The organism is Zoogloea sp. GW822-FHT05C07 (assembly GCF_058800215.1).
Genome location: NZ_CM179510.1, coordinates 5,360,517 through 5,374,460, shown reverse-complemented (window position 1 = coordinate 5,374,460; position 13,944 = coordinate 5,360,517). Strand labels below are relative to the sequence as shown.

The window sequence follows — 13,944 nt, the reverse complement described above, 5'->3', positions numbered from 1 at the left end:
GTCGATGCGCGCTGCATTGGCTTTCTGGTACGGACTGGTACTGCCGGCTGCGGTAATGGCAGCGCCGCCATTGCCCGCCGTCGGTGCAAAGGCGGACTCGGTCACGGTGTCGGGCATTTCATCCGGTGGCTACATGGCGGTGCAGTTCCAGGTGGCTTGGTCGCGGCTCGTCAAGGGCGCCGGCATCCTGGCGGCGGGGCCGTACGACTGCGCGGAGGGCAGCATCCGGCGTGCCCTCGTCAATTGCATGTCGCCGCAGTCCTGGGCCAGGTTGCCGACGCCAGCCGAAATACGTGCAAACGTCGATGCCCGCGCCCGTCGCGGCCTGATCGATCCGCCGGCGGGGCTGGCCGACGACAAGGTGTGGGTGTTCAGCGGTGGCGGCGATCAGACCGTCGCCCGTCCGGTGGTGGATGCGCTGGTGGCCTTCTATCGCCAGTGGGTGCCGGCCTCGGCGCTGCAGGTGGTGAGCCTGCCGAACGCGGGACACGCGATGATCTCCGTCGCCGACGCCCATCCGAATGCCTGTGCGACGTCGGAACCGCCTTACATCAACCGTTGTGGCGATTTCGATGCGCCTGGCGAACTGCTGCGCAGCCTGCTGGGGCCGCTGCAGCCGCGTGTCCGGGCGGATGTAGCCGCGCAGCAGGCCTTCGATCAGCGTCCCTTCATCGACGGCCCGGCTGTTGATGCGGGGTTGGCCGAGCAGGGTTATGTCTATGTGCCGCGCGGTTGCCGTGCTGGCGGCTGTGCGGTGCATGTGGCCTTCCACGGTTGTCTGCAGGGTGAAGACCAGATCGGCCGGCGTTTCGTCGACGGGGCGGGCTACAACGAGTGGGCCGAGGCGAACCGGCTGATCGTGCTGTATCCGCAGGTGGCGGCGCGTAGTGGCCTGGCCTCGGGTTCCTGGCGCTGGCTCTACAACCCGAAGGGCTGCTGGGACTGGTGGGGCTACGAGTCGCCGGACTACGCCACGCAGAAGGGGCCGCAGATGATCGCAGTGCGGCGCATGCTCACCCGCCTGGCGGAGCCGGCGGGGCGGTAAACGACAAAGTCCGGCCGGAGCCGGACTTTGCTGGGGTTGGGGGCGCTTTGTATTATTTTTCGACGAAAGCGCGTTCGATCACGTAGTCGCCGGGGGCGCCGATGTGCTCGGAGATCTTGAAGCCGAGGCCGTCGAGCATCTTGCAGCAGTCGTCGAGCATGGCCGGGCTACCGCAGATCATGGCGCGGTCCTGAGCCGGGTCGATGGTCGGCAGGCCGGTGTCTTCAAAGAGCTTGCCGGTGGTGATCACTTCGGTCACACGGCCCTGGTTGCGGAACTCTTCGCGGGTCACGGTGGGGTAGTACACCAGCTTGCTGCGCACTTCCTCGCCGAAGAATTCGTTCTGCGGCAGTTCCTGTTCGATGAACTCGCTGTAAGCCAGCTCGGACACATAGCGCACGCCGTGCAGCAGGATGACCTTTTCGAAGCGCTCGTAGGTTTCCGGATCCTGGATCACGCTCATGAACGGGGCGAGGCCGGTGCCGGTGGAGAACAGATAGAGGTTGCGGCCGGGCAGCAGGTCGGACAGCACCAGGGTGCCGGTGGGCTTCTTGCTGATCACGATCGGATCGCCCGGCTGGAGGTGTTGCAGGCGGGAGGTCAGCGGGCCGTTGGGAACCTTGATGCTGAAGAACTCCAGGTGCTCCTCGTAGTTGGGGCTGGCGATGCTGTAGGCGCGGGTGAGCGGGCGACCTTCCACTTCCAGGCCGATCATCACGAACTGGCCATTGTCGAAGCGCAGGCCTGCGTCACGGGTGACCTTGAAGCTGAACAGGGATTCGTTCCAGTGATGGACGGAGAGGACGGTCTGGGTGCTGAGTTTGCTCATGGCGGCGACAGATTGGATTGCGGTAGTGCAGCAATTTTAACCTGCCTGTAAGATCAGTAAAATGGATTGTATCTATATACATATTCTGTTTTGCAGATATGAAATACACCTTACGCCAGCTGGAAATCTTCGTCGCCGTGGCACGCCAGGAGAGCGTGTCGCGGGCGGCGGACGAACTGGCCCTGTCCCAGTCGGCGGCGAGCACTGCACTGGGTGAGTTCGAGCGTCAGTTCAATACTCAACTGTTCGACCGCATCGGCAAGTCCTTGCGTCTCAATGAGCTGGGGCAGGTTTTGCTGCCCCATGCGGTGCAGCTGCTCGAACACGCGGCGGAGATCGAGTCCCTGCTGGCGCGGAAGACCGATTTCGGGCCCTTGCAGATCGGCGCCACGCTGACCGTCGGCAACTACCTGGCGACGCTGATCGCCGCCGATTTCCTGCGCCGCCACCCCAGCGCGCAGGTCAAGCTGAAGGTGCACAACTCGACGACCATCGTCGATCAGCTGCTCCACTACGAGCTCGACCTGGGGTTGATCGAAGGCACTTGCCGGCACGCCGACCTGCTGGTGGAGCCGTGGGTGGAGGACGAGCTGGTCGTTTTCTGCGCGCCGTCGCATCCGCTGGCGAAGGCCGGGCGCATCAGCCTCGACGAGATGGCCGGCCAGGACTGGATCCTGCGCGAGAGCGGCTCGGGGACGCGGGAGACCTTCGATCAGGCGCTGCGCCATTTCAACGGCGAGCTCAAGGTGCGCCTGGAGCTGGAGCACACCGAGGCGATCAAGCGGGCGGTGGAGAGCGGCGTGGGTATCGGTTGCATCTCCCGCCTCGCGCTGCGCGAGGCCTTCCGGCGCGGCAGCCTGGTGCCGGTGACAACACCGGAGCTGGACCTGCGCCGCCAGTTCCAGTTCGTTACCCACAAGCGCAAGTACGTGACCGCCGGCATGCGCGAGTTCATTGCCCTGTGCCGGCAGATGACGGCCGGGGCGGCGCGTAGCGACCTGATCGATCTGCCCTTCATCCCCTGATGACGGGCGCGTTGGAGGCGCGCCCGGCGCCGTGTGGCGAGTAGAATCACGGCTCCGTCACATTTCCGCCCAGATCGATTCCATGCCTTGCTCCGTCCGGTTCACCATCCAGGCCGCACAGCCGGCCGCCCATCTGTTCGACATCACCTTGCGCATCGAGCGCCCCGACCCGGCAGGGCAGGTGCTCAGCCTGCCGGCCTGGATTCCCGGCAGCTACATGATCCGCGAGTTCGCCAAGAACATCGTGAGCCTGAGCGCCAAGGCCGGTACCCGCCACCTGGCGGTGGTCAAGCAGGACAAACATACCTGGGTGTTGCCGGCGGGGCTGGATGAGCCGGTGACGGTGAGCTACACGGTCTATGCATGGGATCTGTCGGTGCGCACCGCGCACCTGGACCAGACCCACGGCTTCTTCAATGGCACCAGCGTCTTCCTGAAGGTCCATGGCTGCGAGCAGCAGCCTCATTTCGTGGATATCCGTCCGCCGCGGGGCCTGAAGGATGCGGGCTGGCGCGTGGCCACCAGTTTGCCGGAAGCGGCCGGGGAAGCCGGCGCGGCGGAGCGCTACGGCTTCGGCCTGTACCGGGCGAACGATTACGACGAGTTGATCGACCATCCGGTCGAGATGGGCACCTTCACCCTGGCCGAGTTCGACGCCTGCGGCGTGCCCCACGCGGTGGCCATCACCGGGCGCCACGATTGCGACATGACGCGCCTGGTCGCCGACCTTAAACCTATCTGCGAGGCGCAGATCCGGTTGTTTGGCGAGCCGGCGCCGATGGACCGCTATGTGTTCCTGACCATGGCGGTGGGCGACGGCTACGGCGGCCTCGAACACCGGGCGTCCACCGCGCTGCTGTGCAGCCGCAACGATCTCCCCTACGCCGGCATGGACGAGGTGACCGAGGGCTACCGGCAGTTCCTCGGCCTGTGCAGCCATGAGTACTTCCACACCTGGAACGTCAAGCGCATCAAGCCGGCGGCCTTCGTGCCCTACGACCTGACGCAGGAAGGCTATACGCGCCTGCTGTGGGCCTTCGAAGGCTTCACGTCCTACTACGACGACCTGATGCTGGTGCGCAGCGGGCGGATCTCCGACAAGGACTACCTGGCGCTGCTGTCCAAGACCATCACGCAAGTGCACAAGGGCAGTGGCCGCCGCAAGCAGAGCGTGGCGGAGTCGTCCTTCGAGGCGTGGACCAAGTATTACCGCCAGGACGAGAACAGCCCCAATGCCATCGTCAGCTACTACACCAAGGGTTCGCTGGTGGCCTGGCTGCTCGACCTGCGCCTGCGCGCGGACAGCAAGGGCGCCCGCAGCCTGGACGACCTGATGCGTACCCTGTGGCAGCGCCACGGGCTCACCGGCGTCGGCGTGGAGGAGGAAGGTCTCTTCGCGCTGGCGGCGGAACTCGGCGGCGCGGCGCTGGGGCGCTGGCTGCGGGAACTGGTCGAAGGAACCGAAGAACTTCCGCTGGCTGTCTGGCTCAAGCGGCTGGGGCTGAGCCTGGCGTGGGAAGCACCGAACAGCAGCCCGGGCCTGGGCGTGCGCACGGCGGCCGATGGCGATGCGGTCAAGTTGGCCAATGTCTATGACGGCGGCGCGGCCCAGGCGGCCGGGCTGTCGGCGGGGGATGTGCTGGTTGCGCTGGATGGCCTCCGCGTCACCAACGCCAACCTGGACAAGCTGCTGGCCCGCCGGCTGGCCGGCGAGACGCTGCATGTGTACGCCTTCCGGCGCGACGAGCTGATGGAGTTCGAAGTGGAGCTTCAGGCTGCGCCGGCAGATACCGCCAAGCTGGCCTTCGCGGAGCGCAGCTCGGGCCAGGCCAAGGCCTTGCGCGAGGCCTGGTTGACGGCCGCCGCCTGAGCACGCCGCGTGCCCGTCTCGCTCAGAAGCGCCGCGCCACGCGGTACAGGTAGGCGCTGAACAGCACGGCCGCGGCGATGTTGCTGAGCACCGTGGCCTGCCAGAAACCTGCCACGCCCTGGGGCGGCAGCAGGTCGCCGACCCCGTGGAAGGCCAGGCCGTAGCCGCCGGCCAGGCCGATGCCCCAGAAGCACAGGGTGTGCACGAGCATCGGGCCGAAGGTGATCTTGTAGCCGCGCAACGCATGGGCAGCCACCGTCTGGATGGCGTCGAAGAGCTGGTAGAGCCAGATGTAGATGAGCAGGGATATGCCTAGTTGCTGGACCTGCGGATCGGCGGTGTAGGCGGCGAAGATCGGTTCGCGGGCGAGCCAGATGACGGTGGCCACCGTGGTCGACAGTCCTGCCGCCAGGATGACGCCGACCTTGGCCGCATGCCGGGCACCCTTGCCATCCCGGGCGCCGACGGATTGGCCGACCAGCACGAGGGTGGCGATGGCGAGGGCCAGCGGCAGCATGTAGATCAGCGCCCCCAGGTTGCCGACGATGCGGTGGCCGGCCACCACCGAGGCGCCCAGCTTGGCGACGAGCAGGGCGATCAGCGTGAAGGCGGTGATCTCCACGAAACTCGAGAAACCCATCGGCAGGCCCAGCCGCAGCAGGTCCGAGAGCACCCGTGGATGGGGCGCCTGCCAGTGGGAGAACAGCCGATAGCGGGCATAGGCCGGCGATCGGGCCATGTGGAAGAGCGCGCTGACCAGCGCCAGCCAGCCGACGACCGCGCTGGAGACCGCACAGCCGGTGCCGCCGAGGGCGTCCAGCCCGAGATGGCCATTGACCAGCGCCCACGACAGCGGGATGTGCACCGTGGTGGTGACCAGGCTGATCACCATCAGCACCCGGCTGTGCCCCAGCGCATTGGTGAAGGCATAGAAGGTGCGGTACAGCAGCACCGCTGGCAGGCCCCAGGCGATGGTGCCCAGGTAGGCGCGGGCGCGGGCCTCGATCTCGGGGCTCATCTCGCTGAACTGCATCAGCCAGTCCGGCCGGGTGAGCAGCAGCACGCCGGGAACGGCCAGCAACAGGGCCAGCCAGAAGCCCTGCTGGAGGGTTGGGGCGATGTCCTGGTGGCGCGCCGCGCCGATGTGATGGGCGACGGTCGGCGAGATGGCCTGCAGGATGCCGACCAGCAGCATCACGATGGAAATGTAGATGCCGCTGCCGACTGCGACGGCGGCCAGATCGGTGGTGCCATAGTGGCCGCTCAGCACGGTGTCGCTGACCATCTGGGTCATGGACGACAACTGGGCGACGAGTACCGGCCAGGCGAGTTCGAGGATGCGCCGGGCGAGGGAGGATGAGGAGGGCGATTTCATGAGCCGCGTAGTCTAGCCCAGCCGTGTCGACGGCTCTCAGGCGAAATGGCCGTGGAGATACCAGTAATGGGGCGCGACGCCGTCCCGGAAAACCCAGGCCAGGCCGCCATCCTGGCTGCGGGCGACGAAGTAGTCCCGGCGTACCGTGGCTTCGGGCCCATCCCACCAGCCGGATGCGATGCGCTCCGGACCGGCGAGCAGCGTCCACGGCGGCGGGGCCGGAATCGGACGGGGCTCCGGTAGCAGCCATAGGGGGCGCGGCGAAGCGGGCAGCGGCGGCGGTTCTTGGCGGCCGCGGCTGCGGTCCGGCGGCTGGGGTTCGACCCAGCGCCAGGCCTTTTCGGGGCGGTGGTCGGGGTGGGGGGCGAGGCAGCGCACGGCCTGGTCGCCGAGACGCGCCCGCAGGGTGGCCAGCAGCAGGCCCGCATCGCCCGGCTGACCGTCATCGCCCTGGAAGAGTTCGCCGGCGGGCGGCGCCAGCGGACGGGGCTCGTCGGCGGTGAGGCGCAGGGCGTCGACGGCGGCCGGCAGGGGCAGGCGGCTCAGGTGCTCGCGGGCTAGCAGCTGGCAGCGCTGCATGTCCTGGGAGAGGGTGCCCAGCACGATTTCCAGCGGCGCTTCCGGCGCTCGGCTGTTGCGTTCGAACTCCAGGACCAGCGTGAAGCGCTCGATGCCGGCCTGGCGGGCGTCCAGCCAGCCGGCCAGGCCGGCGAGCAGGCGGCGGGTGGCGAACAGCAGGGTGTCCACCTGGTCGGACGGGATCGGCAGCGGCAGGCGGGATGCGTAGCGTTCGGGCGGCTTGAACCACGGACGTGGATCGGGGATGTGCCCGTAAGCCCGGTCGAGGGCGTCGGTGACCGCCTGGGCATGGCGCCGGGCCAGGCCATGGCGGGGCAGGCGGCGCACCTCTCCCAGGCTGGCATGGCCGGTACCGGTGAGCAGGTCCAGGCTGTCGGGGCCGACCGGCGTGCCGTCGGCGAGGGCGATCAGCGGCAGCGGGTCGAGCCGCGCCGTCAGTGCCTTTTCGGTGTCATCCCCGGCGCCGAAGCGGGCCAGCCAGCGGGCCGCCAGCGGTGTCTGCGCGACTGCCAGGCGGGCGTGGAAACCGAGTTCCTCGATGCCTCTGGTGATCTGCTGGCCCAGCGGAACGAGTCCGCCGAACAGGCGCAGGCAGGTTTCCACTTCCAGCAGGATGGCGTGGGGCGGGTCGAGGCTGATGGCGGGGGTGAAACGTCCGGCCCAGGTGGCGATATCGATCTGCGCCGCGTGTTCGAGGGCGGGCTGCCGGTCGACCAGGCACAGCTCCGGCGCTATGGCCAGTGCGCTGGCCCGCCCAAGCCCTGGCTCCACGCCGCGCGCCATTGCCGCCGGATCCGCGGCCACCACCCGCCGGCGAGGGTGACCATCGAGGACCGCAAGCGGGGCGGCCTCACTGCGCCCCCGCGTGAAGACCTGGAGGGGCAGATCGGGGAGGTAAAGGGCGCACCAGAGCATGCTTGCCGGAGGGGGAGGAGGGCTGCGGTTCGCCCGTTGTCGTCGAAGGGCATTCGAGGCCGCCGTCGGGGCGTGGGCCGCCACCCGGCCATGGGAGTTCGAGGGCCAGGGGCTCGGCCAGTTGCGGCCCGCGGCGCTTCAGGATACGGATCCCGAGGCCGCCGCGGCAGGGGCTGAGCGCCAGCCGCAGGACGGCCGGTGAAGGTTGGTGGGCCGCGCTTTCTGGGCGGAGCAGGATCAGCGGTGTGCCGCTTTCTTCGGCGGCCAGTTGCAGGCGGCGCAGCGCGCCCATGTCGGCATCGGCCAGCCACAGCAGGACCACCTCGCAGCTGCGGGAGTCGAGGGCCTGGCGGGCCGCCCAGCGGGCATGGGCCGGGCTTTCGGCCTGCACGATGAGCAGGCGTTCGAGGGGCACGCCGACTGCTGCCAGGGCTGGCGCATAGGGCAGGCCGGGCGGGGCGATGCAGGCCGCCCAGCGGCCGGCCGGCACGTTGGCCAGCAGCGGCAGCAGCAGCCCCAGTTCGCCGACGCCATTGCGCGGCAGCAGCAGTTCGCTCAACGCGGCGAGGGGCCAGCCGCCGCCGGGCAGGACTGCGTCGAGTGCGGCATGGCCGGTCGGCCGTCCCGGCAAGGCCGGCGTGGCCAGCTGGTCGCCGCGCCAGACCAGCTGGTCGAGGGAGGAGGCGGATGCGGCCATGGCGTGGCTCAGGCGGGCAGGTGGGTCAGAAGCTGTCGTTGCGGATCAGGCCGACGGCGATGCCTTCGATTTCCAGCTGGTCGTTGCGGGTGTCCACGACGATGGGTTCGAAGTCCGGGTTGGCCGGCAGCAGCTCGACGATGGGGCCTTTGCGGGCCAGGCGCTTGACGGTGACTTCGTCCGCCACGCGGGCGACGACGATCTGCCCGTCCCGGACCTCGGTGGTGCGATGGACGGCCAGCAGGTCGCCGTCGAGGATGCCGGCGTCGCGCATGCTGAGGCCGCGCACCATCAGCAGATAATCGGCGCGCGGGGAGAACAGGCCTGGATCCACCTGGTAGCGGCCCTGCACATGCTCGGCGGCGAGGATGGGGCTGCCGGCAGCCACCCGACCGATCAGCGGCAGGCCGAGGCCTTCCTTCAGGCGGATGCCGCGGGCGCGGCCTTCTTCCAGGGAGATGGCGCCCTTGGCGGCCAGGGCGCGCAGATGGGTTTCCGCCGCGTTGGGGGAGCGGAAGCCGAAGGCGGTGCAGATCTCGGCCCGGGTCGGCGGACGCCCTTCCTGTTCCACGGTGTCGCGGATCAGCTGGAGGATTTCCTGTTGGCGGGGGGTGAGATTGTCGGACATTGGGGGCTCCTGTGAGTCTTGTGTAATTTTATACAGGTTGCGGCGGATGGCAAGCCACGCGTGCCTTCGCGCGTGCTTTACCGGCCGGGAGCCGGGCCCCGGCAAGCGTGACAAACTGCAGTGTGTAGACACAAATGACTTGAGCCGCCGCCCCCGGTGGACTATCCATTCAAGGGCATGCCTTCTCCTGATTGAGGCAGGTGTGGCAAGCTGGCATCCGGAACACCAGCCAACAGATTTCGCAGACAAGACACACCACATAGATAGATTTCACCCCAACCCGCACGGGTTCGCGAGAGCCCAGCCCCCGGAGGAGAGATGCCCATGTTCGTCGGCCCGCAACACGCTTCGGGTAGAGTTCTCAGCGCTGCTCGGTTAGAATCCTCCGACTCGCCGGCGACGCCTTGCGAAGGCTCGCCCGCTCCGCTCTTTTCCCTGCCCGATGCTGACATGGAGATGTTCGATCTGGCGTCGGTGCTGGGTTCCAGACACGTAGTCCTGTACTTTTATCCCCGTGACAACACTCCCGGCTGCACGCGCCAGGCCATCGATTTCAGCGACCACGATGCCGACTTCGAGCAGGAAAGCTGCATGGTGATCGGCATCAGTCCCGACGATTGCCTGACCCATGCCGAATTCCGCGACCAGCACGGCCTGTCGGTGGAGCTGCTGTCCGACGAGGATGGCGAGGTCTGCCGCCTGTACGGTGTGTGGCTGTCGGCCGTGGTCGATGGGGTCGCCAAGCGCAGCGTGCGTCGCTCGACCTTCATCATCTCCAGCGACGGGGTGGTGCAGCATGTGCTGCACGATGTGAATCCGCGCGGCCATGCCGCCGAAGTCTTCCAGCTGATAAAGCAACTCAACTCAAGGAATGTAAATGGAAATCGCCAAGAACACGGTCGTCACGCTTGACTACAAGGTTACCGACCCGGATGGCAACGTGATCGACGACGGCCAGCACCCGCTGGTGTACATACACGGCGGTTACGACGGCATCTTCACCGTGATCGAGGAAGCCCTGCACGGCAAGAACAGTGGCGACAACCTGAAGGTCAAGCTGCAGCCGGAAGACGCCTTTGGCGAATACGACGAGGAACTGGTGCTGGTGGAAGACGCCACCCTGTTCCCCGACAACATCGAAGTCGGCATGTCCTTCGAGCGCGTCGGTGAAGATGGTGAGGACGAAATGGTCTACCGCATCACCGACATCGCCGACGGCAAGGTCGTGGTGGATGGCAACCATCCCCTCGCCGGCACCGCGCTGATCTTCGACATCACCGTCAAGAGCGTGCGTGCGGCCAGCGCCGAAGAAATCGGCCACGGCCACGTCCATGGCGAAGGCGGCCATCACCACTGATGAGCCCGGTGGTCGGCGGGCCGGAAGCATTCCGGTGCCGGCCAACCCGTACTCGCTGAACGGGCCGCTTTGCGGTCCGTTTTTTTTGGAATGAATGGATTGGACTCGGACAATCAGGCGCTGTTGCAGGTGGATGGCCTGCAGGTTGAACTGGGGAACGCCGGCAAGCGCGTCCGCCCGGTGGATGGCATCAGCTTCGAAGTGGCGGCGGGACGTACGCTGGCGCTGGTCGGTGAATCCGGCTGCGGCAAGTCGATGACCGCGCTGGCCTGCATGCGGCTATTGCCGAGCGGCGGTCGGATCTCGAACGGGAGCGTCAGGCTCGGCGGCGAAGCGCTGCAGGGCCTGCCCGAAGTGCGGATGCGCGACATCCGGGGCCACCGACTGGCGATGATCTTCCAGGAGCCGGCCACCAGCCTTAATCCTGTGATGACGGTTGGCGACCAGATCGGTGAGGTGCTGGTCCGCCACCGCGGCATGCACGGCAAGCCCGCCTGGGACGAGGCGGAGCGCCTGCTCGACGCGGTCGGCATCCCCGACGCACGCCGGCGTCTCGCCGAATACCCCTTCCAGCTGTCCGGCGGCATGAAGCAGCGCATCATGATCGCCATTGCGCTGGCGGGCGACCCGGAGGTGCTGATCGCCGATGAGCCCACCACGGCGCTGGACGTGACCATCCAGGCCCAGGTGCTGGACCTGCTCGCCGGCCTCCAGGCCCGGCGCGGCATGGGCATGCTGCTGATCACCCATGACCTGGGCGTGGTGGCGCGCATGGCGCACCGGGTCGGCGTGATGTACGCCGGCGAACTGGTGGAAACCGGCGAGCGGGAGGACTTCTTCCGTACGCCGCTGCACCCGTATTCCCGCAAGCTCTTTGCGGCCCTGCCGACCCAGGCCCTGCGGGGCAGAGCGCTGGAAACCATCCGCGGCCAGGTGCCGCGCCTCGGTGCCCATCGGCAGGGCTGCCGCTTTGCCGAGCGCTGCCCGCAGGCGCAGGACTTGTGCCGCCAGGTGGAGCCGGCGATGTTCACCGTCGGCCACCAGACTGTGCGCTGCCATCTGTACGATCCGGCCGCGCCGATTGGCTGGCTGCCGGAATCGCCGGCCGGCGTCGAATCCGCTGCTGCGGGCCCGGCCACGGCCGGCGGGGCGCTGGAGGTCGAAGGCCTGCAAGTCCATTTCCCGGTCCGCAAGGGCCTGTTCCGCCGGGTCGTCGGCCACGTCAAGGCCGTGGACGGGGTGTCGCTGAAGGTGCCGGCCGGCGAAACCCTGGCCCTCGTCGGCGAGTCCGGCTGCGGCAAGACCACCGCGGGCAAGGCGTTGCTCAGCCTGCTGCCGGCCACCGGCGGTTCGGCCCGCTACGGCGGCCATGAACTGCTCGGCCTCAGCCCCCGCGAATGGCAGCCCCTGCGGCGGGATCTGCAGATGATCTTCCAGGACCCCTTCAGCTCCCTCAACCCGCGCATGCGGGTCGGCGAGATCCTGGAGGAGGGGATGGCGGCCCTCAAGGTGGAAAAGACCGCCGAGGCGCGCGCGGCCCGGATCGACGCCCTGCTCAAGCGGGTGGGCCTGGACCCGGCGATGCGCGATCGCTTTCCCCACGAATTCTCGGGCGGGCAGCGCCAGCGCATCGCCATTGCCCGCGCGCTGGCCGTAGCTCCGAAGCTGATCGTCTGTGACGAACCGACCAGCGCCCTCGATGTGTCGGTGCAGGCGCAGATCCTCAACCTGCTGCGGGAACTGCAGGCCGAATACGGCCTGTCCTACCTGTTCATCACCCACAACCTGGCCGTCGTGGATTATCTCGCCCACCATGTGGCGGTGATGTACCTGGGGCGGATCGTCGAGCAGGGGAGCGTGGAAGAGGTGCTGAGAGCACCCAGCCACCCCTACACGCGCATGCTGCTGGCGGCCGTGCCGCGGGTGGATGGCCGTGAGGTGGGTGTGGTGCCCGCAGCCGGGGAAAACCGCGGGGATCTGCCGTCCCCGCTGGCCCCGCCGGCCGGCTGCCACTTCCATCCCCGCTGCAGCCAGGCCATGGACGTGTGTCGTCAGACTTATCCCGGGGAGACCCGACAGTCACCAACCCGGGTCGTACGCTGTCATCTGTACTGAAAAGAGGGACTGAGGTACCGAGGCGCGGGACTGCGCAGCCCCCGAACCCGTCCCGACCATCCGGAAGCTCCTCACGAGGAGCCCGGCGAATGTCCCGCCCGGGAGTGTCAGATATTTTGTGTTCAAGGCGGTTCGATTCTTCCTGCCCTGCCGCGGCAGGGCAGGAAGAATCGGCTCATCGTGTCATCGCCGGGATGAAACGATCGGTGTAGAGGATGGCAAACTGGTTCATCGCCTGCCTCCAGTACAGCATCGGCTTCTTCCACTCGGCCGTAATGTTGCGCAGCGCCAACCAGATCAACTTGGTCGCCGCCTCGTCCGTCGGGAAGTGGCCCCGCGTCTTGATGATCTTGCGTACCCGCGCATTAAGACTCTCGATAGCATTGGTCGTGTAGATGACCCGGCGCACCTCGGGTGGGAAGGCAAAGAACGGGATCACCTGCTCCCAGGCCCGTCGCCACGACAGCGTGATGGTCGGGAAGCGCTGCCCCCATTCCCCTTCTGCAAACGCCTCGAGCGCCGCCTCCGCCGCCTCGACGCTCACCGCCTGGTAGATCGGCTTCAAGGCATCGGCGAGCCCCTGACGGTCCTTATAGCCGGCGTAGCCCAGGCTGTTGCGCAGTAGATGCACGATGCAGGTCTGTAGCGTCGTGCGCGGATACACCGCTTCGAGCGCCTCGGCCATGCCTTTCAGACCGTCGGTGACGGCAATCAGGATGTCGTCGCAGCCGCGCAGCTTCAGGTCGTTGAAGACCTTCAGCCAGAACTTCGCTCCTTCGGTCTGCTCGATCCACAGGCCCAGGATGTCCCGGCTACCGTCCGAGCGCACGCCCAGCGCCAGGAATACCGCCTTGCTGCACACCACCGCATCCTCGCGGATCTTCACCCGCAAAGCATCGAAGAACACCACGGGGTACATCGCCTCGAGTGGCCGGCTCTGCCACTCCCGCACTTCTTCCATCACCGAGTCGGTGACCTGGCTGATGAAGTCCGGCGACACCTCTGTGTTGTACATCTGCATTAGAAATGCCTGGATCTCGCGCACGCTCATCCCGCGGGCGTACATCGCAATGATCTTGTCGTCGAAACCCGTAAAGCGCCGTTCGTGCTTGCCGATCAACTTCGGCTCGAACTGTCCGGCACGGTCCCGCGGCACGTCGATGCGCAGCGGCCCCTCGTCGGTGAGCACCGTCTTGCCGCTCGTGCCATTGCGCTGGTTGGCGCTCGATTCAGGCTTCTCCTCGCCCGCTGCGTAGCCAAGGTGATGGCTCATCTCGGCCTGCAGCGCCCGCTCGATCAGCGCCTTCTTGAAACCGCGCATCACGTCCTCGACCGCCTCTGCCGTCATCGGACCTGTCACCATCTGCTCCAGCCATCGCTTCGCCTCTTCCGGCAACTCCGCAACGGCGGGCAGGGGCTGTTTCTGTTTCTTCCTTGGCATAACCTTCCCTTTCAGGGCTTACGTTATGCCTCAAACACAAAAATTCTGACAGGCTCCTCGCGAGCCCC

The 13,944-nt window shown here is 67.2% G+C and carries 12 protein-coding genes; 6 read left to right on the top strand and 6 right to left on the bottom strand.

Annotated elements, in window-relative coordinates; all coding sequences use genetic code 11:
- Positions 1 to 4 precede the first annotated feature (4 nt).
- Complete coding sequence (locus AC3QL2_RS24575) at positions 5 to 1,045, top strand: extracellular catalytic domain type 2 short-chain-length polyhydroxyalkanoate depolymerase (RefSeq protein WP_493236048.1); 1,041 nt, start codon at positions 5 to 7, stop codon at positions 1,043 to 1,045.
- A 52-nt stretch (positions 1,046 to 1,097) separates the two neighbouring features.
- On the opposite strand, the gene AC3QL2_RS24570 is transcribed toward AC3QL2_RS24575, so the two are convergent.
- Positions 1,098 to 1,874 carry a ferredoxin--NADP reductase gene (locus tag AC3QL2_RS24570; RefSeq protein ID WP_481114009.1) on the bottom strand — a complete coding sequence of 259 codons (777 nt, stop codon included), beginning with the start codon at positions 1,872 to 1,874 and terminating at the stop codon, positions 1,098 to 1,100.
- A 98-nt stretch (positions 1,875 to 1,972) separates the two neighbouring features.
- Between AC3QL2_RS24570 and AC3QL2_RS24565 the strand changes: the two genes are divergently transcribed.
- Positions 1,973 to 2,899, top strand: a complete 927-nt coding sequence (locus AC3QL2_RS24565; RefSeq protein ID WP_493236049.1) for a LysR family transcriptional regulator — start codon at positions 1,973 to 1,975, stop codon at positions 2,897 to 2,899.
- Positions 2,900 to 2,981: 82 nt separating this feature from the next.
- Complete coding sequence (locus AC3QL2_RS24560; protein ID WP_493236050.1) at positions 2,982 to 4,769, top strand: M61 family metallopeptidase; 1,788 nt, start codon at positions 2,982 to 2,984, stop codon at positions 4,767 to 4,769.
- Positions 4,770 to 4,791: 22 nt separating this feature from the next.
- On the opposite strand, the gene AC3QL2_RS24555 is transcribed toward AC3QL2_RS24560, so the two are convergent.
- The 4 genes from AC3QL2_RS24555 to lexA are packed head-to-tail and all read right to left on the bottom strand — an operon-like array spanning position 4,792 to position 8,963.
- The gene (locus AC3QL2_RS24555) at positions 4,792 to 6,144 is read right to left on the bottom strand and encodes an MATE family efflux transporter (protein WP_493236051.1); all 1,353 of its coding nucleotides are present in this window, start codon (positions 6,142 to 6,144) and stop codon (positions 4,792 to 4,794) included.
- A gap of 36 nt (positions 6,145 to 6,180) precedes the next feature.
- Entirely contained in the window at positions 6,181 to 7,638 is a 1,458-nt protein-coding gene (locus AC3QL2_RS24550; RefSeq protein ID WP_493236052.1) for a Y-family DNA polymerase, read from the bottom strand.
- A complete protein-coding gene (gene imuA, locus AC3QL2_RS24545) occupies positions 7,574 to 8,335 on the bottom strand; it encodes a translesion DNA synthesis-associated protein ImuA (protein WP_493236053.1) in 762 nt (253 codons plus the stop codon). The genes AC3QL2_RS24550 and imuA overlap by 65 nt, the downstream gene beginning before the upstream one ends.
- A gap of 25 nt (positions 8,336 to 8,360) precedes the next feature.
- Complete coding sequence (lexA, locus tag AC3QL2_RS24540) at positions 8,361 to 8,963, bottom strand: transcriptional repressor LexA (RefSeq protein WP_493236054.1); 603 nt, start codon at positions 8,961 to 8,963, stop codon at positions 8,361 to 8,363.
- A gap of 450 nt (positions 8,964 to 9,413) precedes the next feature.
- Between lexA and AC3QL2_RS24535 the strand changes: the two genes are divergently transcribed.
- The 3 genes from AC3QL2_RS24535 to AC3QL2_RS24525 all read left to right on the top strand — a co-directional run bounded on the left by AC3QL2_RS24535 (position 9,414) and on the right by AC3QL2_RS24525 (position 12,435).
- The gene (locus AC3QL2_RS24535; RefSeq protein WP_493240320.1) at positions 9,414 to 9,875 is read left to right on the top strand and encodes a peroxiredoxin; all 462 of its coding nucleotides are present in this window, start codon (positions 9,414 to 9,416) and stop codon (positions 9,873 to 9,875) included.
- On the top strand, positions 9,841 to 10,320 hold the full coding sequence (locus tag AC3QL2_RS24530; protein ID WP_493236055.1) for an FKBP-type peptidyl-prolyl cis-trans isomerase: 480 nt from the start codon (positions 9,841 to 9,843) through the stop codon (positions 10,318 to 10,320). The genes AC3QL2_RS24535 and AC3QL2_RS24530 overlap by 35 nt, the downstream gene beginning before the upstream one ends.
- A 99-nt stretch (positions 10,321 to 10,419) precedes the next feature.
- On the top strand, positions 10,420 to 12,435 hold the full coding sequence (locus AC3QL2_RS24525; RefSeq protein ID WP_493236056.1) for an ABC transporter ATP-binding protein: 2,016 nt from the start codon (positions 10,420 to 10,422) through the stop codon (positions 12,433 to 12,435).
- 175 nt (positions 12,436 to 12,610) lie between these two features.
- On the opposite strand, the gene AC3QL2_RS24520 is transcribed toward AC3QL2_RS24525, so the two are convergent.
- Positions 12,611 to 13,876 (bottom strand): IS256 family transposase, encoded by a 1,266-nt coding sequence (locus AC3QL2_RS24520; protein ID WP_493236435.1) that lies wholly within the window; start codon positions 13,874 to 13,876, stop codon positions 12,611 to 12,613.
- Positions 13,877 to 13,944 lie beyond the last annotated feature (68 nt).